This is a genomic window from Streptomyces sp. NPDC087420, assembly GCF_044744165.1.
In the GTDB taxonomy this organism is placed as follows: Bacteria; Actinomycetota; Actinomycetes; order Streptomycetales; family Streptomycetaceae; genus Streptomyces.
The window spans coordinates 24195-47482 of the sequence record NZ_JBIUXU010000007.1 but is presented as its reverse complement, the minus strand read 5'-3'; the positions used below and the strand labels follow the sequence as shown (position 1 = coordinate 47482).

The 23288-nt window shown below is 71.0% G+C and carries 17 protein-coding genes and 1 pseudogene; 11 read left to right on the top strand and 7 right to left on the bottom strand.

From position 1 onward, the window contains the following. Positions 1-162: 162 nt before the first annotated feature. A complete protein-coding gene (locus tag ACIO1C_RS15605) occupies positions 163-900 on the bottom strand; it encodes a hypothetical protein (RefSeq protein ID WP_401863283.1) in 738 nt (245 codons plus the stop codon). Positions 901-1013: 113 nt separating this feature from the next. On the opposite strand from ACIO1C_RS15605, the gene ggt reads away from it, so the two are divergent. After that, positions 1014-2849, top strand: a complete 1836-nt coding sequence (gene ggt / locus ACIO1C_RS15600) for a gamma-glutamyltransferase (RefSeq protein ID WP_401863281.1) — start codon at positions 1014-1016, stop codon at positions 2847-2849. Positions 2850-2946: 97 nt separating this feature from the next. On the opposite strand, the gene map is transcribed toward ggt, so the two are convergent. The 3 genes from map to ACIO1C_RS15585 form a co-directional block, all read right to left on the bottom strand. Next, entirely contained in the window at positions 2947-3714 is a 768-nt protein-coding gene (map, locus tag ACIO1C_RS15595; RefSeq protein ID WP_401863278.1) for a type I methionyl aminopeptidase, read from the bottom strand. A gap of 66 nt (positions 3715-3780) precedes the next feature. After that, the gene (locus ACIO1C_RS15590; RefSeq protein ID WP_401863275.1) at positions 3781-5148 is read right to left on the bottom strand and encodes a pyridoxal phosphate-dependent aminotransferase; all 1368 of its coding nucleotides are present in this window, start codon (positions 5146-5148) and stop codon (positions 3781-3783) included. Positions 5149-5324: 176 nt separating this feature from the next. After that, entirely contained in the window at positions 5325-5966 is a 642-nt protein-coding gene (locus ACIO1C_RS15585; RefSeq protein WP_401863272.1) for an NAD(P)-dependent oxidoreductase, read from the bottom strand. A gap of 92 nt (positions 5967-6058) precedes the next feature. Between ACIO1C_RS15585 and ACIO1C_RS15580 the strand changes: the two genes are divergently transcribed. The 8 genes from ACIO1C_RS15580 (at position 6059) to ACIO1C_RS15545 (ending at position 15389) form a co-directional block, all read left to right on the top strand. Further along, entirely contained in the window at positions 6059-6508 is a 450-nt protein-coding gene (locus tag ACIO1C_RS15580) for a winged helix-turn-helix transcriptional regulator (protein ID WP_401863270.1), read from the top strand. A gap of 10 nt (positions 6509-6518) precedes the next feature. Next, positions 6519-6911, top strand: a complete 393-nt coding sequence (locus tag ACIO1C_RS15575) for a PPOX class F420-dependent oxidoreductase (protein ID WP_401863268.1) — start codon at positions 6519-6521, stop codon at positions 6909-6911. A gap of 236 nt (positions 6912-7147) precedes the next feature. After that, entirely contained in the window at positions 7148-8821 is a 1674-nt protein-coding gene (locus ACIO1C_RS15570) for a hypothetical protein (RefSeq protein ID WP_401863266.1), read from the top strand. A gap of 176 nt (positions 8822-8997) precedes the next feature. After that, entirely contained in the window at positions 8998-9840 is an 843-nt protein-coding gene (locus ACIO1C_RS15565) for a nitrilase-related carbon-nitrogen hydrolase (protein WP_401863263.1), read from the top strand. Next, a complete protein-coding gene (locus tag ACIO1C_RS15560) occupies positions 9837-11174 on the top strand; it encodes an aspartate aminotransferase family protein (protein WP_401863261.1) in 1338 nt (445 codons plus the stop codon). The genes ACIO1C_RS15565 and ACIO1C_RS15560 overlap by 4 nt, the downstream gene beginning before the upstream one ends. 142 nt (positions 11175-11316) lie before the next feature. Beyond that, positions 11317-12720 (top strand): dihydropyrimidinase, encoded by a 1404-nt coding sequence (gene hydA / locus ACIO1C_RS15555; protein ID WP_401863260.1) that lies wholly within the window; start codon positions 11317-11319, stop codon positions 12718-12720. A gap of 89 nt (positions 12721-12809) precedes the next feature. Next, positions 12810-13811: a TIGR03842 family LLM class F420-dependent oxidoreductase gene (locus tag ACIO1C_RS15550; protein ID WP_401863258.1), complete on the top strand. Its 1002-nt coding sequence runs from the start codon at positions 12810-12812 to the stop codon at positions 13809-13811. Between the two features lie 60 nt (positions 13812-13871). Further along, a complete protein-coding gene (locus tag ACIO1C_RS15545) occupies positions 13872-15389 on the top strand; it encodes an NCS1 family nucleobase:cation symporter-1 (RefSeq protein ID WP_401863256.1) in 1518 nt (505 codons plus the stop codon). A gap of 25 nt (positions 15390-15414) precedes the next feature. Here the strand turns inward: ACIO1C_RS15545 and ACIO1C_RS15540 are convergent, their stop codons facing one another. From ACIO1C_RS15540 to ACIO1C_RS15530, 3 genes are all read right to left on the bottom strand, one after another. Beyond that, positions 15415-16470: a biotin/lipoate A/B protein ligase family protein gene (locus ACIO1C_RS15540; protein ID WP_401863254.1), complete on the bottom strand. Its 1056-nt coding sequence runs from the start codon at positions 16468-16470 to the stop codon at positions 15415-15417. Between the two features lie 938 nt (positions 16471-17408). After that, positions 17409-18293 carry a TIGR03619 family F420-dependent LLM class oxidoreductase gene (locus tag ACIO1C_RS15535; protein ID WP_401863251.1) on the bottom strand — a complete coding sequence of 295 codons (885 nt, stop codon included), beginning with the start codon at positions 18291-18293 and terminating at the stop codon, positions 17409-17411. A gap of 117 nt (positions 18294-18410) precedes the next feature. Beyond that, positions 18411-19970, bottom strand: coding sequence for a dioxygenase (locus tag ACIO1C_RS15530; protein ID WP_401863248.1), 1560 nt, complete (start codon positions 19968-19970; stop codon positions 18411-18413). A 378-nt stretch (positions 19971-20348) separates the two neighbouring features. Here ACIO1C_RS15530 and ACIO1C_RS15525 point away from each other — a divergent pair. Further along, positions 20349-20603, top strand: a pseudogene (locus tag ACIO1C_RS15525) (winged helix-turn-helix domain-containing protein); the annotation flags it as partial. Between the two features lie 54 nt (positions 20604-20657). Beyond that, positions 20658-23207 carry an ATP-binding protein gene (locus tag ACIO1C_RS15520; protein WP_401864111.1) on the top strand — a complete coding sequence of 850 codons (2550 nt, stop codon included), beginning with the start codon at positions 20658-20660 and terminating at the stop codon, positions 23205-23207. Positions 23208-23288 lie beyond the last annotated feature (81 nt).

Here is a 23288-nt window from a genome sequence, read left to right as displayed (position 1 = left end):
CGTGCGCCAACGTCCGGCCGGGGCGGGTGGAAGGTCAGCTGCGAGCCGGTCGGGTTGTGCTCGATGTGGAGCGGGCCCGCGTCGCGGAGGTAAGCGGCGGGGGTGCCGTTCCGCGGCGTCCGGCCCGTACTCGTACGGTCGCTCCCGTTTCCCGTCTCCCGCCTACGCCGCGTCCGCCCCCTGCGGGGCCTGCCGGGCCTGCTGGGCCGCCCGCGTCACGTCCGCCACCAGCTCCACCACGTCGGGGCCGTACGCCTGCGAGTTGACCACCTTCAGCAGCAGGCAGAACGAGCCGCCGCCGTACTTGCGCGCCAGCTTCTCGTGGTGGCGGGCCAGATAGCGGGAGGCCGCCTGGTTGGTGATCGCCCGCTGCCCGCAGAAGAGGAAGACCGGGCGCGCCCCCTCGCCGGCGGTGAGCCGCGCGAGCAGGACGTACTCGGCGACCCCCGGCTCCGCCGCGTACCGCTCGGAACCTATTTCGTACGCTCCCCGGTCCGGCCCCGGCTCCGACTGCGTGTTGATCGTCACACCGGGCAGCAGCGTCTGGAGGTGGGCCGTCATCCGGCGGTTCGAGGCCGGGCCGCCGAGGCAGAACTCCGTGCGCTCACCGAAGCCTTGCTGGGTGGCGTCGTGCTGGACGATCCTCGCGTGCGCGCCGCAGTCCTTGATGAGGGCGGACAACTCCAGCAGGGCGAAGACGTCGTAGCGGTGGACCGCGCCGTCGCCGCCCGCCTCCCGGTTGACCACGAGCAGGCAGTCGGAGTGCCCCGGGAGCCCGAAGAAGGCCTGCTTGCGGCGCAGTGCCCGCCGCCAGAGATAGGTGCGGAAGATCCACCCCAGAGAAGCGGTGACCCCCGCGGCGACCACGCCCAGCACGATGTTGCGTACGTCGTCCGTCATGGGCGCGCATGCTAGCGGGGGCGGGCCGCCACCGCACCACTGTTCGAGACGGTCCTGGCGGGCAGGTTGCCGTGAAGTTACAGTGCGCGGACGGTTCCTGACTGGAGGTACGGATGCATCGCTCCGCTGTTCGGAATGTGTCGGCCGTGGCCGTCGCCGCGGCCATGCTCGCGGTGGGCGCGGCCGCGCCGCCCTCGACGGCGGCCCCCGGGGCTTCGGCTAAGACCCCCGCCACCAAGCCGCCGGTGAAGACGCCGGTGGCCGCGGGATACGGGGGAGCGGTGGCGAGCGTCGACGCGGACGCCTCCGCCGCCGGGATCGAGGTGCTGCGCCGGGGCGGCAACGCCGTGGACGCGGCGGTGGCCACGGCCGCGGCGCTCGGAGTCACCGAGCCCTACTCCGCCGGGATCGGAGGCGGTGGCTACTTCGTCTACTACGACGCCAGGTCCCGTACGGTCCAGACCATCGACGGCCGTGAGACCGCCCCCCGGTCCGCCGACTCCGGACTCTTCCTGGAGGACGGCAAGCCGATCCCGTTCGCGGACGCGGTGACCAGCGGGCTGAGCATCGGCACGCCCGGCACCGCCGCCACCTGGGACACCGCGCTCGACGCGTGGGGCAGCAGGTCCCTCGGGCAGCTGCTCCAGCCCGCCGAGAAGCTCGCCAAGGACGGTTTCACCGTCGACGAGACCTTCCGCACCCAGACCCAGGCCAACCAGGCGCGGTTCGCCGACTTCCCGGCGTCCGCGAAGCTGTTCCTGCCCGGCGGGCAGCTGCCGGTCGTCGGCTCGACCTTCAAGAACGCCGATCTGGCGCGTACGTACGCGGAGTTGGGGCGCCGGGGGACCGACGCCCTGTACGAGGGCGAGCTGGCCCGCGACATCGTCCGTACGGTACGGACGCCTCCCGTCGACCCGAAGGCGACCCGCGTCGTCCGCGCCGGCGACCTCAGCACCCGGGACCTCGCCGCGTACCGGACGAAGCGCCAGGCACCGACGAAGGTCTCCTACCGGGGCCTCGACGTGTACGGCATCGCGCCGTCGTCGTCCGGCGGTACGAGCGTCGGCGAGGCGCTCAACATCCTGGAGAACACGGACCTTTCGAAGGCCACCCAGGCGCGGTACCTCCACCGCTACATCGAGGCGAGCCGGATCGCGTTCGCGGACCGGGGCCGCTGGCTCGGTGACCCCGCCTTCGAGGACGTCCCCACCCAGGGGCTGCTGTCGCAGCGCTTCGCGGACTCACGCGAATGCCTGATCAAGGACGACGCGGTCCTCAAGAGCCCGCTGGCGCCCGGCGATCCGGCCAACCCGACGCCGTGCGCGCCGGGCGGCACCGCCGCGCCGACCACGTTCGAGGGCGAGAACACCACGCACCTGACGGCCGCCGACAAGTGGGGCAACGTCGTCGCGTACACCCTGACGATCGAGTCCACCGGCGGCAGCGCGATCACCGTGCCGGGGCGGGGCTTCCTGCTCAACAACGAGCTGACGGACTTCTCGTTCGCCCCGGCCAACCCGGCGGTCCACGACCCGAACCTGCCCGGGCCCGGCAAGCGCCCGCGCTCCTCGATCTCCCCGACGATCGTGCTGGACCGGCACGACCGGCCCGTCCTGGCGCTCGGCTCGCCCGGCGGCTCGACCATCATCACCACGGTTCTCCAGACCCTGACGGGCGTGGTCGACCGGGGTCTGCCGCTGGTCGACGCGATCGCCGCGCCCCGCGCGAGCCAGCGCAACGCGGCGGCCACGGAGCTGGAGCCAGGGCTGTGGAACAGCCCCGTGCGGCAGCAACTGGAGGCGCTGGGGCACGTGTTCACGCAGAACCCGGAGATCGGCGCCGCCACCGGCGTCCAGCGACTGCCGGACGGCCGCTGGCTGGCGGCGGCGGAGACCGTCCGCAGGGGCGGCGGCTCGGCGATGGTGGTCAGCCCGGCCGGCAAGCAGTAGGCCGGCAAGCAGTAGGCCGGCAAGCAGTAGGTCGGCAGGCAATAGGCCGGCCGGCAAGCAATAGGCACGGCACCTGAGGACGGCCCGCGCCCACGGCTCACAGAGCCGTGAGGATGCGCGGGCCGTCCGTCGTGATCGCGACCGTGTGCTCCGTGTGCGCCGCGCGGCTCTTGTCCAGCGTGCGGATCGTCCACCCGTCGGGGGCGGTGTAGTGCCGGTCCGTGCCGCTGGCGATCAGCATCGGTTCGATCGCCAGCACCATGCCGTGGCGCAGCGGCATCCCCCGGCCGGGACGGCCCTCGTTCGGGACGCCCGGGTCCTCGTGCATCGTCCGGCCCACGCCGTGCCCGCCGAAGCCGTTCGGTATGCCGTACCCGGCCGCACGGCAGACGCGGCCGACCGCGTGCGCGATGTCGCCGATGCGGTTGCCGACGACGGCCGCCGCGATCCCCGCCTCCAGCGCCGCCTCGGCCGTCTCGACGAGCCGTACGTCCGCCGGTCTGGCGCGGCCCACCGTGAAGCTGACCGCCGAGTCTCCCACCCAACCGCCCAGCGTCGCCCCGCAGTCGATGCTGACCAGATCGCCGTCGTGCAGCCGGTAGGTGTCCGGGATGCCGTGGACGATCGCGTCGTTGACCGACGTACAGATGACGGCGGGATAGGGGAGGGGCGCCCAGGCGGGGTGATAGCCGAGGAAGGGAGAGTCCGCTCCCGCCTCGCGCAGCACGGCGCGGGCCCTCTCGTCCAGGGCGCGCAGCGGGACCCCCACGGCCGCCGCGTCCCGTACCGCCGTCAGCGCTTGTGCGACCACCCGGCCGGCGGCCCGCATGGCATCCAAGGACGCATCGGTTTTTATCTCCACCATCCCCGTAACGATACGGTTCGGCGGCCACGCCGGGTCCTCCCTGCGCCCCCGGGTTGAGGGTTCTCCCTACGCCCCCGAGATGAGCCGGTCCACCGCCGGGGTGCCCGACGTGTAGCCCCGGCCGTTCGTCACCGGAGGCAGGGGCATGGCGGCTGGCGCGGGGCCCAGGGGCGCGGCGGGCCAGACCTGGGCCGGGACCAGCCCGAGGCCCTGGGGCTGGGCGGCCGGCTGCGGGGCGGCGAGGCCCCTGGCCGGCACCGGCACCTGCGCGAGCATCGGCTGCGGTACGGCCGGCGGCAGCGGGGCCGGGGTGACCTGGCGGCCGTACAGCACCTGCTCCATCCCGGAGATCAGGCGCTGCACCTCGTCCGCCCGCCGCACGACCAGCCGCAGGAACCGGCTGGACGATCCCACCTTGTTGCCGCACTCGCGCACCAGCACCCCGTGCTCCGCCAGCAGCCGGTCGCGCAGCACCGCGCCGTCCACGCCCTCCGGGAGCCGCACGAACGCGAAGTTGCCCTGTGAGGGGTAGACCGTGAGCCCCGGCAGCTGGGCGAGCCGGGCGATCATCGCCTGCCGGTCGCGCCGGGCCAGCTCCAGGCTCTCGGCGTACTCCTGGCGGTGCTCCTTCAACATGAACACCACATGCTCGGCGAAGGCGTTGAGGTTCCACTTGGGAAGCATCGAGCGGACCTTCCCGGCGAGCGACGGATTGGCGACGAGATAGCCGAACCGGACTCCGTGCAGCCCGAAGTTCTTGCCGAGGCTGCGCAGGACGATCACATTCGTACGGAGCGGGGCCTCGTCCACGACGCTGGTCTCGCGCGCCGCGTCGGCGAACTCCAGGAACGACTCGTCCACGACGACGAGGTCGAGGTCCCGGAGGGAGTCGCACAGGTAGAGCACCTGGGCCTTGGTCAGCAGCCCGCCGTCCGGGTTGTTGGGGTTGCAGATGACGGCGGTACGGGAGCCCCGGTCCTGGACAAAACGCACGAAGGCCTGGGGGTCCAGCCGGAAGCCGTGCGCCTCCGGCAGCAGGAACATGTCGCAGCGCTTGCCGGTCTCCATCGGCTGGTCGGTCCACCGCCCGAAGGTCGGGACGGGCACCGCGAGCGAGTCGCGGACCAGCAAGTGGTCGATCCAGGTGATGAGTTCGGTGGAGCCGTTCCCCATGGCAACGGTCTGCGGATTCAGACCGAGGACCTGGCACAGCTCGGCGGTGATGGTGTCGGCGCCGCTCGGATAGTAGGTGAGGATGTCGCGGATCCTCGCGCCCAGCGCCTCGAACATCGCGGGGGTGGGGAAGTACGGGTTGCACGGGACGCAGAAGTCGGCGATCCGGCCCGCCGCCCCGCCGCCCGCCCGGTTGAGCATGGAGATCGAGGGGCTGTGCGCGGTGGACGCACGGAAGAGTGCGGTGACATTGCCGGCCATGGCCTGCCTTCCCTGCCGGGGGCGGCCCACCGGGGATGTGCGGACCGCCCCTCTATACGGCCGCGGCGGGGGGCGCGTTCAGCGGAGGGGCCGAGGGGGAGGGGTGAACGAGCCCGGGACGCGCGGGAGTTCACCACGGGACGGCGTACCTGGTGTGCTTGCTGTGCTCGGTGTGCTCAGTCCGCGACGGCCAGCAGGACGCGGTGATGGCGCGGCTTCTCGATCTCGTCGACCACCGCGATCGCCAGGTCCGCGTGCGCGAGCCGGCCGGGGCCGTTCACTTGGCGGCCCAGTGCCGTCCGGTACCGGCCGGCACTGGGCGCGGCGGCGTCCAGGTCCATCGGCGGCGCGATCACCAGCCAGTCCAGCGCGCCGCCCGCCGCGACGAGCGTGTCGAACTCCGACACATGGCCCTGCGTGAAGGCCCGGTACGCCGCCGGGAAGTCCGGCGCGTCCATGACCCGTACGCCGGGCGCCGTCTCCAGCGCCGAGGCGATACCCAGCGCCACCAGGCGCCCGACACCGGCCCGGGCCAGCCCGGCGATCATGGCCTTCGCTCCCGCGACGAAGAACTCCTCCGCCCCGATGTCCAGCCGGGCGGCCGTGTTGACCGCCGCGTCATGACCGGCGGCCGTCGCGGCCACGCTGTCCGGGTCCGTCGCGTCGCCCCCTACCACCGTCACCCCGGTCCGGGTGAGACCCCGGTGCCGCCCCGGATCCCGGACCGCCGCCGTGACGCGGTGGCCCCGGTCCACCGCCTCGGTCACGACCGCCCGGCCGACCCGTCCGCCCGCTCCGAAAACAATGATGTCGCTCATGCCGGGGACCGTAGAACGCCGACCCCCGGTTACCGCAAGGGAACCGGCCACGCGGCCACGGCCCCGGCACGCCGTCCCCTATCGTCGGAAGGATGACCCAGAAGACGAGAGAACCGTTGCCGGCGGACCTGTTCCCGGACCCGCGCTGCTCGCACGGGCCGCGACCCTTCCGGGTCGGCGACAAATGGTCGGCCCTGGTGTTGCGCTGTCTGGAGGGCGGGCCGCGTCGCTTCACCGAACTGCGTGTTCCCCTGCACCACATCAGTGCCAAGGTGCTCACCCAGACCCTCCGGGCGATGGAGCGCGACGGTTTCCTCACCCGTACCGCGTACGACGAGAACCCGCCCCGGGTCGAGTACGAACTGACGGCGCTCGGGCGGGCGTTGATCGTTCCGCTGGACACCCTGTGCGCCTGGACGCGTGATCATCTTCCGCAGTTGACGGAGGCGAGGGCGGCCTCGTCGCCCTTCTCGTCGGAAGCGGGGAACGCCGGTGCCGGGGAGCCGGGCGAGGGGCGTGCCTGCGGGCCCGGGAGCGCGTAGTCTCGCGTCCGTGACCACCCTCGACGAAGTCGGCGAACTCGGCCGCGCCCGCTATGTCAGCATCACCACCTACCGCAAGGACGGCACGGGTGTCGCCACCCCCGTCTGGCACGCCGTGGAGAACGGTGAGCTGTTCATCTGGACCAGGGACGACGCCTGGAAGGTCAAACGGATCCGCAACAACGGCCATGTGGTCCTGGCGGCCTGTGACGTGCGCGGACGCATCGCGCCGGGCGCGACCACCGTCGAGGGCACGGCCCGGGTGCTGGACGTGTCCGAGAACGACCGGGTGCGTCGGCTCCTGACCCGCAAGTACACCTGGCAGTTCTGGGCGATCGACCGGCCGGCCCGGATTTTCCGGCGCGGCAAGACCAAGACGGTCGGAATCGCCGTCACGTTCTGAGCGGCGGCCCCGGCACCGGCCCTGGCACCGGCCCCCGTGCGGACCCCCGTACCGGCGCACTGGCGCAGCGTGGTGTGCCGATCACACCGCACCGTCCCGGAAAAGTGCGCGTAGCCGTCCTGTAACACGGCTGCGGTCGAATGCCACCTGACCGCAGGGCAGGCACGGGGGGTCAGAACGGGGCAGCGATGACGGTGCATCAACTCCCGGCAGAAATAGGCGCGTTCGCTCGGTACTTGCGCGACCTGACGTCGTTGCTCGACCCGGGCGGCGGCTGGTACGGCGTGTTCAGGCAGCGTGACCCCGACGGGCTGCGCGCCTGTTTCGACGGCGTCGAGATACCCCCGTGGGACGTCGTGGAGTCGCTGCTCCAGGACTTCGGCGCGGGCCGGGACACCGAGCAGGCGGCGGCCGAGGCGGCACGCGCGCGCCGGCTGCACGCGGCGTCCGCCGCCGCGTACGACCGGCGGGCCGGTGGCGAGGAAGCGCTGTCGGAGCGGCTGCGGCTGATGCTCCGCGAGCAGGCGTACGCCGTGGAGCGGGCCGACGAGCTGGTACGGCAGCTCCGTACGACCCCGGAGGGCTCGCCCGAGGGCGGGCAGCTGGCGCACGACCTCGCGTGGGTGCGTGACGACCACGCGCGCGCGTCCGCGCGCTGCGCCGAACTCCGCTCCCGGCTCACCGCCCTGACCACCCCGGGGCGCGGCGGACCGGCCCCGCGCCCGGTGGCGCCCGAGGGCTGGTTCCGCGCGGAGGAGTCCCCGGCGGACGAGGAGTCCGTGTTCGGCACCCGCGACCCGGCCCCGCTCCGGTCCGCGCCCCGCGACACCGCCCCGGGCTCCGCCCGGCACGCGGGCGGGGGTACGGGCGCGGGCGGGACCGGCGGCGCCCCGTCGTCGTGGACGGGCGAACCGCGTGCGGCCGGCGCCCATGGCCAGGCCGCCCCGCAGGGGCCGTACGGAAGCGGGAACGGCCCCGCCCCCGCACCTCGCGACGGCGCGTGGGGGCCCGGAGCCCCGTTACAGCGCCAGGGACACGGCCCTGCGAGCGTGGGTCAGAGTGCGGGCTCGGGCCCGCGGGCCGGCGACCCCGGTGCCGTACGGGACAGCTCGCCGCAGTGGGCCGGGGAGATCCCAGGGGCCGCGCCCCGCGACGAGGAACCCGCGCCGCCCCGGCAGAAGAAGCGCGGCGCCGCCGCCAAGCGCAAGCCGCGCGGGGCCCGGTTCGCCGGACTCGACCTCGACGACGACGCCGACGAACCGGTCGCCACGCCCCTCACCGCCGCCCCGCCCCCCAGCGCCCGCGACACCCCGCGCGGCGCCCGCTTCGGCGGCGCGCTCGCCGATGCCGCCCGCCCCGCCGAGCCCGTCCACTCGCCCGAGGACCTGCGCGCCGCCGCCGACCTGGTCGCCTCGCTCGTCGGGCTCCGCGCCCAGGGCCGGTCCGGCGAGGCGCACGTCCTGCTCTGCGAGGCCGCCGGACGACCGCCCGGCCAGCTGCCGCTGCTCGCGGCCGAACTGAACCGCGCGGGCCTCGGCGCCGACTGGGCCGAGCTGCTCTGGGAGGCCGCCTCCCTGCCGCCCGCCCAGCTCGCCGCGGCGGCCGGGGCGCTCGCCGTCGCCGGCCGCGACGACGACTGCGGCCAGCTGCTCCGCCAGGGCGCCTCCCGCCCCGCCCAGGAGATCGCCGACGCCGTGCTCGCGCTGGGCGAGGCGGGCCGGGCGCACGAGGCGCAGGCGCTCCTGAGCACCTTCGTCCAGGCCCGTACGCCGGAGGACGCGGCGCGGATCGCCGTACCGGATCCGCGCCGTCTCGTACCGCAGCTCCTCGACGCGGCGCGGGCCGTCTCGGCCGGTCACGAGCGGGATGTCGTGCATGCCCTGCGGCTGGCCGGGATCGGGGCCGCCTGACCCGTCGGCGCTCCGATCCGCCCGTTGTCGACCGCTCGGGTGTGAAACTTGATCGACTCTGCGGGTTAACGACGATGGTCTTGCCCCCGTGTGTGGCGGGGCTTACGTTCTCCTCCTACGCATCGCATCTACGTGCGTAGAAAGCTCGTCGACGATCCCGCCCAAGGAGCAGTCCCGTGGCCAGAGTCGTACGCGCCGCACTCGTCCAGGCGACCTGGACCGGCGACACCGAATCCATGATCGCCAAGCATGAGGAGCACGCCCGCGAGGCGGCCCGGCAGGGCGCGCGGGTGATCGGCTTCCAGGAAGTCTTCAACGCGCCGTACTTCTGCCAGGTGCAGGAGCCCGAGCACTACCGGTGGGCCGAGCCCGTCCCGGACGGTCCCACCGTCACGCGGATGCGCGAGCTCGCCCGGGAGACCGGGATGGTGATTGTGGTCCCCGTCTTCGAGATCGAGCAGGCGGGCTTCTACTACAACACCGCCGCCGTCATCGACGCCGACGGCACGTACCTCGGGAAGTACCGCAAACACCACATTCCGCAGGTGAAGGGCTTCTGGGAGAAGTACTACTTCAAACCGGGGAACGCCGGCTGGCCCGTCTTCGACACCGCCGTCGGCCGGGTCGGCGTCTACATCTGCTACGACCGGCACTTCCCCGAGGGCTGGCGCCAGCTCGGCCTGAACGGCGCCCAGATCGTCTACAACCCGTCCGCCACCTCGCGCGGCCTCTCCGCCCACCTCTGGCAGCTGGAGCAGCCGGCCGCCGCCGTCGCCAACGAGTACTTCATCGCGGCGATCAACCGGGTCGGCCAGGAGGAGTACGGCGACAACGACTTCTACGGCACGAGCTACTTCGTGGACCCGCGCGGCCAGTTCGTCGGCGAGACGGCGAGCGACAAGGCCGAGGAACTGCTCGTCAGGGACCTGGACTTCGGGGTGATCGACGAAGTGCGGCAGCAATGGGCGTTCTACCGGGACCGCAGGCCCGACGCGTACGAGGGACTGGTGCAGCCGTGACCGGCACGACGGACGTCCCGCAGGCCACCGGGCGCCCCGGCACCCCCCAGGGCACCGACCGGCTCCTCGACCGCCACCGCGCGGTCCTCCCCGACTGGCTCGCCCTGTACTACGACCGGCCCCTGGAGATCACGCACGGCGAGGGCCGCCACGTGTGGGACGCCGACGGCAACCGCTACCTGGACTTCTTCGGCGGCATCCTCACCACGATGACCGCCCACGCGCTGCCCGAGGTCACCAAGGCGGTGAGCGAACAGGCCGGGCGGATCATCCACTCGTCCACGCTCTACCTCAACCGCCCCATGGTCGAACTCGCCGAGCGGATCGCCACCCTGTCCGGCATCCCGGACGCCCGGGTCTTCTTCACCACGTCCGGTACGGAGGCCAACGACACGGCCCTCATGCTGGCCACCACCTACCGCGCGTCGAACCAGATCCTGGCGATGCGCAACAGCTACCACGGCCGGTCCTTCTCCACCGTGTCCATCACCGGTAACCGCGGCTGGTCGCCGACCTCGCTCTCCCCGCTCCAGACGCTGTACGTGCACGGCGGGGTCCGCGACCGGGGCCCGTACGCGCACCTCGGCGACGACGCCTTCATCGAGGCGTGCGTGGCCGACCTGGAGGACCTGCTCGGCCACAGCCGCGCACCGGCCGCGCTCATCGCCGAACCGGTGCAGGGCGTCGGCGGGTTCACCGCCCCGCCCGACGGGCTGTACGCCGCGTTCCGCGAAGTCCTCGACCGGCACGGCATCCTGTGGATCAGCGACGAGGTGCAGACCGGCTGGGGGCGTACGGGCGAGCACTTCTGGGGCTGGCAGGCACACGCCGCGAGCGGTCCGCCCGACATTCTCACCTTCGCGAAGGGTATCGGCAACGGCATGTCCATCGGCGGGGTCGTGGCCCGCGCCGACATCATGAACTGCCTGGACGCCAACTCCATTTCGACCTTCGGCGGCAGCCCCGTCACCATGGCGGCCGGCCTCGCCAACCTCTCGTACCTGCTGGAGCACGACCTCCAGGGCAACGCCCGGCGGGTCGGCGGACTGCTGATCGAGCGGCTGCGGGGGATCGGCGCGGGGGTCGACGCCGTACGGGAGGTCCGCGGCCGGGGCCTGATGATCGGCGTCGAACTGGTGAAGCCGGGCACCGACGAGGCGTCGCCCGAGCGGGCGGCGGCCGTACTCGAAGCGGCGCGCGCGGGCGGGCTGTTGATCGGCAAGGGCGGCGGCCACAACACCAGCGTGCTGCGGATCGCCCCACCGCTCTCCCTCACCGTCGCCGAGGCGGAACAGGGCGCGGCCATCCTCGAACAGGCCCTGCGGGGCATCTGATCCGTCCCGACCGCTCCGGCGCGGCGGCCAACAGCCGCTCGGGCCGGGGCAGTCGGCCCAACAACCGCCCGCGTCAGGGCAGTCGGACCAACAACCGCCTCCGCAGGGGCAGTCGCACCGCAAGAAAGGGAGCGCCACCACCATGAGCACCCGCACCCTGATCCGTGGCGGGCTTGTCATCACCGCCGCCGAGGAGACCCACGCCGACGTCCTGATCGAGGACAGCAGGATCGTCGCCCTCGCCGCGCACGGGTCCACGGTCGCGGAGGGCTGGACCGCCGAGCGGACGATCGACGCGACCGGGAAGTACGTCATCCCCGGCGGGGTCGACGCCCACACGCACATGGAGATGCCGTTCGGCGGCACCCTGGCCGCCGACACCTTCGAGACCGGCACCCGCGCCGCCGCCTGGGGCGGCACCACCACGATCGTCGACTTCGCCATCCAGTCGCCCGGCCGCGCGCTGCGCGAGGGCCTCGACGCCTGGTACGCCAAGGCGGACGGGCAATGCGCCATCGACTACGGCTTCCACATGATCGTGGCGGACGTGAACGAGAGTTCGCTGAACGAGATGGACCTGCTGGTCCAGGAGGGCGTCACCTCCTTCAAGCTCTTCATGGCCTACCCCGGCGTCTTCTACAGCGACGACGGCCAGATCCTGCGGGCCATGCAACGGGCCTCCCAGAACGCCGGGTTGATCATGATGCACGCCGAGAACGGCATCGCGATCGACGTCCTCGTGGAACAGGCGCTCGCCGAGGGCCGCACCGACCCGCGCTACCACGGCGAGGTACGGAAGGTCCTGCTGGAGGCCGAGGCCACCCACCGCGCGATCCAGCTCGCGCGGGTCGCCGACGCACCGCTGTACGTCGTGCACGTATCGGCCGAGGAAGCGGTCGCCGAGCTGGCGCAGGCCCGCGACAAGGGGCTGCCGGTCTTCGGCGAGACCTGTCCGCAGTACCTCTTCCTCTCCACCGACAACCTCGCCGAGCCGGACTTCGAGGGCGCCAAATACGTCTGCTCGACCCCGCTGCGGCCCAGGGAGCACCAGGCGGCGCTCTGGCGCGGGCTGCGCACCAACGACCTCCAGGTGGTCTCCACGGACCACTGCCCGTTCTGCTTCACCGGGCAGAAGGACATGGGCCGGGGCGACTTCTCCAAGATCCCCAACGGGCTGCCCGGGGTGGAGAACCGGATGGACCTCCTCCATCAGGCCGTGGTCGAGGGGCACATCACCCGCCGCCGCTGGATCGAGATCGCCTGCGCCACCCCGGCCAGGATGTTCGGCCTCTACCCGCGCAAGGGCACCATCGCGCCGGGCGCGGACGCCGACGTCGTCATCTACGACCCGCACCACGAGCAGACGCTCTCCGTCGCCACGCACCACATGAACGTCGACTACTCGGCGTACGAGGGCAAACGGATCACCGGGCAGGTGGAGACCGTGCTGTCCCGGGGCGAACCCGTCATCGACCGGCGGGAGTTCACCGGCCGCGCGGGCCACGGCCAGTACACCCCGCGCGCCACCTGCCAGTACCTCGACTGAGCACGGGCGCCGAACGAACCAAGCGAACCAAGCGAACGATGTGAACCAAGCGAACCAAGCGAACCAAGCGATCTAGGAGTGGCACGGCCATGGACTTCGGACTCGTCCTCCAGACCGACCCGCCGGCCTCGGCGGTCGTCGGGCTCATGCGGCGCGCGGAACGCAACGGGTTCCGCTACGGCTGGACCTTCGACTCGGCGGTCCTCTGGCAGGAGCCGTTTGTCATCTACAGCCGCATCCTGGAGCACACCACCAGCCTGATCGTGGGCCCCATGGTCACCAACCCGGGCACCAGGACGTGGGAGGTGACCGCCTCCACCTTCGCCACCCTCAACGAGATGTACGGCAACCGCACGGTCTGCGGGATCGGGCGCGGCGACTCGGCGATGCGCGTCGCCGGCCGCAAGCCCAACACCCTGGCCAGGGTGGGCGAGGCGATGGAGGTCATCCGCGACCTCGCGGAGGGCCGCGAGGCGGTCGTCGACGGCCAGAGCCTGCGGCTGCCGTGGGTACGGGACGGGAAACTGCCGGTCTGGATGGCCGCGTACGGGCCCAAGGCCCTGGCCCTCGCCGGGCAGAAGGCCGACGGCTTCATCCTCCAGCTCGCGGACCCGTATCTGACCGAGTCGATGATCAAGGCGGTCCGCACCGCCGCCTCGGACGCCGGGCGGGACCCGTACTCCATCACGATCTGCGTGGCGGCGCCCGCGTACGTCGGTGACGACCTCGCCCACGCCCGCGACCAGTCGCGGTGGTTCGGCGGGATGGTCGGCAACCACGTCGCGGACCTGGTGGCGCGCTACGGCGAGCACTCCGGGCTGGTACCCGACGCGCTGACCGACTACATCAAGCAGCGCGAGGGGTACGACTACAGCCACCACGGGCGCACGGACAACGCGTCGGCGGACTTCGTCACCGACGAGATCGTGGACCGGTTCTGCCTGCTCGGTCCCGTCGAGGCGCACATCGAGAAGCTGGAGGCGCTGCGGGCCCTGGGCGTCGACCAGTTCGCGCTCTACAACATGCACGACGCGAAGGAAGCGACGATCGACGCGTACGGCGCCGAGATCATCCCGCACTTCCAGGACTGACCCGCTCTCCCCCTCCCCTGCCGTGTTCTTCGTCCCCTCCGTACGAAGGGTTCCGCCGCGATGACCGCGATAACCGAGACCGGAACAGACGAGGGCGGCCGGGTCGAACTCGCGCCCGGCGCGACCCCCGGAGACAGCCGCTTCGTCAACGAGGACCTGCTGCCGGTCCCGGTCGCCCGCCGCACCTGGACCACGTACAACTTCGCCGCGCTGTGGATCGGCATGGCGCACAACATCCCGTCCTGGCTGCTGGCTTCGGGCCTCGTCACGCTCGGCATGGACTGGAAGCAGGCGGTCCTCACGATCGCCCTGGCCAACCTGATCGTGCTCTTCCCGATGCTGCTGACCGGGCACGCGGGACCCAAGTACGGCATCCCCTTTCCCGTCCTCGCCCGCGCCTCCTTCGGTTTGCGCGGCGCCAACCTGCCCGCGCTGATCCGGGCGGCCGTCGCCTGTGCCTGGTTCGGGATCCAGACCTGGATCGGCGGCCAGGGCATCTTCGTCCTGCTCGGCAAGATCTTCGGCGGCTGGGCGGAGGCGTCGCGGGTCGGCGGCCAGCCCTGGACGCTGTGGGTCTGCTTCGTCCTCTTCTGGGCGCTCGAACTCGCCATCATCTACCGGGGGATGGACACCCTCCGGCGCTTTGAGAACTGGGCCGCGCCGTTTGTCATCGTCGGCGCGCTCGTGCTGTTCCTCTGGATCACCGTCAAGGCCGGCGGCCTCGGCCCGCTGCTCGACCAGCCGTCGAAGCTCGGCTGGGGGGCCGACTTCTGGCCGGTCTTCTTCCCGTCCCTCATGGGGATGATCGCCTTCTGGTCCACGCTGTCGCTCAACATCCCCGACTTCACCCGCTTCGGCGCCGGACAGCGCGCGCAGATCTGGGGGCAGACGCTCGGACTGCCCACCACCATGACGGTCTTCGCGCTGCTGTCGGTCTTCGTCACCTCCGGCTCGCAGGCGGTGTACGGAGCGGCCGTCTGGGACCCGGTCGCCCTCGCCGCCAAGACCGACAACGTCTTCGGGCTGCTCTTCGCGCTGGTGACCGTACTGATCGCGACGATCTCGGTGAACATCGCGGCCAACGTCGTCTCACCGGCGTACGACCTCGCCAACCTGGCGCCGAAGCTCATCAACTTCCGTACCGGCGCGCTGATCACCGGCGTCGTCGGGGTGGTGATCATGCCGTGGAAGCTCACCGAGACCCCGGAGCTGTACATCTTCACCTGGCTCGGTCTGGTCGGCGGTCTGCTCGGTACGGTCGCGGGCATCCTGATCGCCGACTACTGGGTCGTCCGGCGGACCGTCCTCGACCTGGCCGACCTCTACCGGCCCGGCGGCCGCTACTGGTACACCAACGGATGGAACGTCAAAGCCGTGTCGGCGTTCCTCGTCGGGGGCCTGCTGGCGGTGGGCGGGTCGCACTCGGCCGAGGGCCAGGGGCCGTTCCCCGAGGACGGGCTGATCCCCTTCCTCAAGCCGCTCGCCGGCTACGGCTGGGCGGTGGGCCTCGCCGCGTCGCTGGTGCTCTACGTCGTCCTGATGCTGCCCGAACGGCGGGCGGTGGGGGCCGAAGCCTGACGTACTGGCAACCGGGTGGACACCCCTACGGCACCCGCGCCGTCCATGCCCGGCTGCTGAACTTCGTCGCGGCGAGTTCCCGCGCCCGCGCCATCTCCTCCTCGGTGACGCGGCCCTCCGTCAGGCCGTACCGCCCGCGGAAGGACGCGATCATCCGCTCGATCACGGCCTCCCGCGACAGACCGGTCTGCCGCCGCAGCGGGTCCACCCGCTTCTTCGCGCTGCGCGTCCCCTTGTCGGAGAGCTTCTCGCGGCCGATCCGCAGCACGTCGAGCATCTTGTCGGCGTCGATGTCGTACGCCATGGTCACGTGGTGCAGTACGGCGCCCCGCCCGCTCGCGACCCGCTTCTGCGCCGCGCCCGCGATCTTGCCCGCGTCCGTCGCGATGTCGTTCAGCGGCTGGTACCACGCCTTCACGCCCAGGTCGCCGAGCGCGCCGAGCACCCAGTCGTCCAGATACGCGTAACTGTCCGCGAAGCTGAGCCCCTTGACCAGCGCCTCCGGCACGGAGAGCGAGTACGTGATGGTGTTGCCCGGCTCGATGAACATGGCGCCGCCGCCCGAGATCCGGCGGACCACCGTGATGCCGTGGCGCTCCGCGCCGGCCGGGTCCACCTCGTTGCGCAGCGACTGGAAGCTGCCGATCACCACGGCGGGCGCGCCCCACTCCCAGATGCGGAGCGTCGGCGGGCGGCGGCCGGCGGCGACCTCGGTGGTGAGGACCTCGTCCAGCGCCATGTGGAGCGCCGGGGACTCCGGGGCCGCGTGGATGACCTGCCAGTCGTAGTCCGTCCAGTCGGTGGCCCGCGCCAGGGCACGGCGTACGGCGACGGCGACGCCCTCCGACGTCAGGCCGTACATCACCGTCCCGGCGGGCAGCGCCGCGTCGATCCTGGACGCGAGGGCGGCCGCGTCCGTGTCGGCGGGAGCGCCCTCCAGCGCGGCGTCGATCGCCTCGATGGCCTCGTCGGGCTCCAGGAAGAAGTCCCCGGCGACCCGGACCCCGCGCAGCACCCCGTCCGCCGTGTCCAGGTCCACGACGACCAGCTTGCCGCCGGGGACCTTGTACTCACCGTGCACCGCGTACCTCCGCTACGGTCCGTGCCGCCTCGCACCCGTGGCGGAGCTGGGCATGATCACCCACAAATCGTACTGCTGGACCACCTGGGGCCGCGGACGGTCGATAGCCTGCTCGGCGAACAGATGAACGAGACGGCACGGTCGGACGGGACGACACGGTCCAGCGGGACGACGCGGTCCACCGAGACGGCACGGTCGAACGAGACAGCAAGGCGGCGCACGCGTGTTCACCACCCGGCCCACCCTCCAGGGCACCTTCGGCATGAAGGTGTCCGGTGGACGGCACTGACCTGCGGCGATGCCGCCAATATGGCCTCTGATCTGGACGGATGTCTCTTTCCGTGTCTTTCACGTTTGTGCTGAGTTACACAATCGACTCTCCCCAGACGCTCCCCAGCGGTGCCCGTACTCCCCAGATTCTCCCCAGGCGGCGTCCCTCCAGCGATCGTGTGCTGGAGGGACGGGTATCTCTGGGCGACGTTCACTAGTCACCAGGAGTGATTGCCGAGAGCTGGCCTTGCGGGATTTGCCTGGACATTTTCGGGCCGAGGGCGGCGCGCAGGTCAACTGATGCAGGTCGACCTTTTCCCGCCCTGCTGGGATGCGGCGACGCTCGGGACTGCAGCTTCTGACACCGGAACACCCCCGCGCTGGCGGGGAAGACCGCGTGCTGGGCGTGGCCAGCTGGAGCATCGTCCTCACGTGCTGCCATCCGCATGAGAGTGATTTCGTGGACCTGGCCGACATTCTCGGCACCCGCCGGTGACCGAGCAGCCGTGCACTGTGTGCCTGTCCATGCAGGCCGCGAAGTCGCTCACAGTGTTCCCCGAGTACACCACGGAGACGGTCCGCGACGTCCTGGACATAGCGGTGCGCTCCCCGTGGGGTTGGCCCCAGTGGAACGGACGCGTCTGATGGGCGAAACCTGGCCGCGCCGGTCAGGCGTTACGCGCGCGTTCCAGGATGTGGCCGACCAGTTCGAGCGCGTGGTCGATGTCCTGTCCGACTTCCATGAGGTCGACGAAGGCGTGCTCGACGGGGGTGTGCCGTTCCGCACCGGTGAGGGCGTCGACGATCTGGTCGACGGTGGCTTCTGCGGTGGGGTAGACACGAAGGATGAGATCGATCTGGGCGGGGTCCCGGCCGTGTTCCACCGCCCTGCTCCTGAGCTGGTCGACGGGGCCGTTGATCTGGGCGGCGTTGAACTCCCAGGGTGTGCCGTGGCCCGGCCTCACCACGGGCAGCCAGCCGTCCGCGCGCCGGGCTGCCCGGCTCATGGCCGCCGGGGCGTATCCGCCCAGGTAGATCGGCGGTCGGGGACGCTGTACGGGCTTGAGATCCGCGTACGTCGCCGGAACGGTCCAGTGCTTGCCGTGGTACGCGACCGGATTCTGGGACCAGTAGGCGTCCAGGGCGTCGAGGCACTCGTCCAGACGTGCCCCGCGCTCCGCCATGGGAACGCCGGCGGCGGTGTATTCCTCCGGCGACCAGCCCACCCCGAACCCCAGGACCAGCCTGCCGCCGCTGACCAGGTCGATGCTGGTCAGGGAGCGGGCCAGCAGGGCTGGCGGATACCAGGGGGCATTGAGGACGTTCGTACCGATCTGGACCCGCTCGGTGGAGACCGCCGCGATGGACAGGAGGACGAACGGGTCGAGGAGCGCGTGGAAGGCGGTGGGGATGGTGTCGCCGCCGCCGTATCCCACGGTCGGGTTGACCGGGGCTAGCAGCCGGTCACCCACCCACAAGCTGTCCGCGCCCAGTTGCTCGGCCTGCCGGGCGAATCGCGCGACCTCGCGCGGGTAATGAGCCAGATCTCCCATCTGCGGGAGTGTGAATCCGATACGCACCATGTTCTCCACTTCGTGCAAGGTTGCCCGGTCGGCGTACGGCGCCGGCGCGCCGCAGGGTCCGGGCGGGTCATGGCCCACTCGTGTGTATCAGGTGCGAGGACCCGGCGGGGCGCTGCGGCGGGGGGTGGGAGTCCCGTGGACACGTTCGGAATAGGTCGCGAAGTCACGGGCCCCCTGCTCCCGCAACAGGGTACGTACCTCGGACGGCAGCGACGAAAGGGTGTTCTCGATCACCTCGGGGTCCGCTTCGTACAAGGTCATGCCGAAGACCAGGGGCATGCTGCCCGGCGGCAGGCCCGCGCCGCTGGTGCCCGCCATGGCACGCCATTCCGTGGCCGTCACGTACTTCTCCGCCAGCGGCAGGATGTGCCGCTCCTCCAGCGTCATGTGCTCGTGGAGCACATCGGCCAGGCGGTGCAGCACCTGCGCCAGCGCTTCGGCCCGCTCGGTCGTCGCACGCTTACGCCACGCGGTCAGCGCTGCGGTGACCTGCGTCCCAAGTTCTTCGATCCGTTCGTGGTGTCCCTCCATCATCTGGACGAGGGGAGCGATTTTGCCGCTCCCGCGGTCCAGGAGCCTGGGCCACAGGTGGACGTCTTCAGCTCGGTGGTGAGCCTCCAGCACTCCGGACAGGAAAGTGACGTGATCAGCCACCACGGCCAGGCGCTCCGCGTCTTCGGCCGCCACACCCCGCACCAGCGCCGGCAGAGCCGCGAACTCGCGCCGGAACATGGTGTGCACCATGTGCATGTCCCGGGTGTCGGCCTGTGCCTGGTCGAGCACGATGTCGAATTCGATCAGGTGGAAAGGCGCTTGGACGCCGAATTCCGCGGCGCGGACCTCGTCGTCGATCACCACGACAGGCCGGATCAACTCACTTTTCACTCCGAAGACGGCATCGGAGTCCAAGTAGGGACTTCCCTCGGCAAACAGATGAGTGGTAACCGGGCGATGTCCCTGTGCGCCCGCGATGAAATGGAGGTGCGCGGGCCTGTACGCGTGCCTTTCGGATGCCCGCAACAAGTCACCGACGGGGCCGTCCGTGGGCACGGGGTAGTGGCGCGGGACGACGCTGCGCAACCAGTACCGACCGTCGCTGTCGGTGGTGAACAGGCCGCGCAGGTTGAGCGCCGGCTGCTTGTCGGGCTGCTGCACGTCGTAGAGGCCGTCGCCGTTGGCCTGCCATATGTCGACCAGGGCTCCGGGCAGCGGCGTGCCGTCCATCGAACGGACGTGGCCGGCCACTACGCATGGGGTTCCGTTGGCGTCCAGCGAGATGTCCGCTCCGAGTTCACGAGGCGGCGAGTCGACCATGTGGAACGGGCCGAGCACGGTTGACGGGGTCGCGCCGACGGGCTTTCGGTTGTTGATCGCGTCGACGAGCATCGAGACGCCCAGAATGTCCGAGAGCAGGATGAATTCCTGGCGTACGTCGTCGCACTTCTGGCCGGCGGCGGTCAGGAAATCAATACCCTGGAGCCACTCCTCCGGCGTCGGCTCGACGTCGCGCACGAAATCATGGAGGTGTGAGACGAGGCTGCTGAGAAGGGTCTTGAGGCGCTCGGTGGGGGCATTTTGCCAGCTTGCGTTCACCAGGGCGGTTGCCGAGCCCTCGTCGAAGCCGGGCGTTACTGGAGCGGTGGCCACGGTTGTCCTTTGCGGGGTGGTGTCCGGCGGCGGTCGTCACCGGCCAGGTGCCACTCTTCGGCGTCGGTGCAGACAAAACGCATATTCGGCGCGCATGCCCGGGCCTCGGCGGGATCCGGGCGGGCGCGGCCCGGCGGACTTACGCTGTACGGCAGGGAGCGTGCAAAGGGGTGGCTGCCCGCCCCGTCGGACGGGCGGATACCTTGACGTATTCTCCCTATTGTCCTAGTTTAGGGCAATATTGCGCTCATGAAGGTTGCTTTTTGTTCTCATAGGTGAACGCATCGTCCCCGTCGTTGACGGGTCTCGCTCCCGGGGCGGCGCACCGCATTCGTCAGGAGCGCGAACAAGACTTCACTCGACGAGCAGAGGAACGGCGTGGTGGCGGGGCAAGGCTTGAGGTTCTCTCTCCTGGGTCCGGTCCGCGCGTGGCGCGACACCGCCGAGGTTGCCTTGGGGCCTCGTCAACAGCGGGCGGTGCTGGCCGTGTTGCTGTTGCACAACGGTTCCCTGGTCTCTGTCGACCAGCTTGTCGACGCCTTGTGGGGAGGTCGCCCGCCGACCTCCGCTCCCGCTCTCGTACGCACCTATATCACCGGATTGCGCAGGGTTCTGCCTTCGAGCGACTGCTCTATCCGGACCCGGAGCGGCAGCTACGGTCTCTCGGTACCCCTCCAGAGTGTGGACGTGGAACGAGTTCGGCGGCTGATCTCGCTCACCCATGAGGCTCGGGATCCCGCCGACCGGGCCGCCGCCGCCGCCCGGCTGCGCGAGGAATCCGGTCTCTGGTCCGCCGGCCCCCTGGGTGACCTCGGCAACTCTTTCGCTCCGGCGTTGAGAAGTACCCTGGAAGAACTGCGCCTGCTCGCAGTGGAGGAGTGCGCGTTCGCGGACGTCGAGTCCGGCCGCCACGCGTCGGCGGTGGCTGAACTCGTCGGCCTGGTCAGGGCCCACCCCCTGCGCGAGCGCTTGCACGAACTTCTGATGCTCGCCCTCTACAGGTCGGGACGCCAGGCCGAAGCGCTCGCGACCTACGACCAGGTGCGACTCCTGCTCCGGGAGGACCTGGGCGTGGATCCCGGCCCGGGGCTCCGGACGCTGCACCTCCAGATTCTTCAGGCCGACCCGAGACTGTCCCTGCCGGAGGAAGGGCCGGACAGCCACAGCATGAGCTCTCGGGTCCAGGAAGCCGTATCCGGCAAAGAGCCCGCAGGAGAAGCCGGTTCACCACCGCATCCCGCACAGCTGCCCCAGGATCTGACACTGTTCGTGGCCCGCACCCGGGAGTTGGCGTACCTGGACGCCCTGGTTCCCGGCCCCGACGCTCCTGCCGACGCGGTCACCGTCGTCACCATCGACGGATCTCCCGGGACGGGCAAGTCGACACTCGCCGTGCACTGGGCCCACCGGGTCGCCCACCACTTCCCGGACGGTCAGCTGTACATCGATCTGAAGGGCTTCAGCGGCACCCGGCCGGTGCGTCCCGCGGAGATCCAGCAGAACTTCCTCCACGCGCTCGGCGTACGGCCCGAATCCATGCCACCCGCGGGCGATCCACGGACCGGCCTCTACCGCAGCGTGATGTCGGACAAGCGTCTCCTCCTGATCCTGGACAACGCCCATGACGCGGACCAGGTACGCACGCTGCTGCCGGCGGCACCGGGTTGCCGGGTCGTGGTGACCAGCCGCAACCGTCTTGCCGCCCTGGTGGCCGGTGCGGGAGCGCATCCGCTGACCTTGGACCTCTTCGATCCCGACGACGCCCGGGAGAGCCTCACCCGCAGGGTCGGTCTCACCCGGAGCGGGGCGGAACCGCGGGCGGTCGACGAGATCACCGGACTCTGCGCCCGATTGCCCCTGGCCATCGCGGTCGTGGCGGCCCGCGCCCAGGCACACCCTCATTTCTCGTTGGCAGGCATCGCCGCCGAACTGCGGAGCACCCACGGGAGCCTGGATGCCTTCACCGGCGACGGGTCCATCGACGTCCGCGCGGTTTTCTCCTGGTCCTACCACCAACTCAGCGCACCCGCCCGGGAGATGTTCCGGATGTTCTCCCTCCACCACGCACCCGACCTCTCCACGGCCGCTGCCGCCAGTCTCGCCGCCTCCTCACCGCGGCAGGGCCGCGCACTGACCGGGGAGTTGTCCCGTGCCCAGATGATCTCCGAACCGCATCCGGGACGCTTCACCCTGCACGACCTGCTCAGGGCCTACGCACTTGAGCTCAGCGAGGACGAGGACTCCGAGGCCGAACGCGGCGCGGCCCTTGGGCGCCTGTTCGACCACTACCAGCACAGCGCCTACAGCGCCCACCTGCGGCTGCGCCCGCACAACCCAGCCCCCCCGCCGCCGGCGCCACGGGCGGGCGTCCTGCCAGAGAACCTCCGCGACCTGGACGCGGCCCGCGCCTGGTTCGACGCCGAGCGGCTGGTACTCGCCGCCACGGTCGAACACGCCGCCGATGCGGGTGTGGCCGGGAGCGCCTGGCAACTCGCGCTCAGCCTGGGCCTGCACTACCAGCGCAGTGGCCGGTATTTCGACTGGGCGACCACCATGCGCCTCGCCCTGGAGGCCGCCGAGCGAACCGGGGACCGGGTGGGGCAGGCCCATATGCACCGCAGCCTCGCCGGAGCCCGTCACTACCTGGGCGACAGCGATCAGGCCCTCGTGCATTTGCGGGAAGCGCAGGCCCTCTTCACCGAACTGGGGTGCAGCCGTGAGCGCGCCTACGTCCACAGCAATGTCGCGACCGTCCTGGCCGACCAGGGCCACCACCGGCAGGCGGAAGGACAACACCGCCACGCGCTGGAGCTGTACCGGAAGGAACACCACCGCGCGGGTGAGGCGAACGCCCTGGAAGGCATCGGGGAGTGTCGAACCGCTCTGGGGCAGCATACGGAGGCCATCGAACTGGTCCAGGAGGCGCTTGATCTCTACCAGTTGCTTGATGACCGCAATGGCCAGGCCATCTGCTGGTGCTCGCTGGGTGATGCGCACACCGCACTCGCTCACCTCGAGCAGGCCGACGAGTTCTACCAGCGTGCCCTTGCGATCGACACCGAGTTGGGCAACCGCGCCAACCAGGGAGAGGACCTGCTGCGCATGGGCGACAACGGCTTGGCAATGGGCAAGCCGGACCGCGCCCGCAGCTGTTGGCTCCAAGCCCTGGCGATCATGGATGAACTGAAGCATCCCAAGGCACTGCTGGTGCGAGAGAAGCTCGCCGCCCTGGGTTAGCTCTGGCCGCGCTCGTGATCGGAGGGGCTTCCGCAGGCCCGGGCCAGTTCGCGGGCGATGAGGATGTGGCCTGCTGCCAAC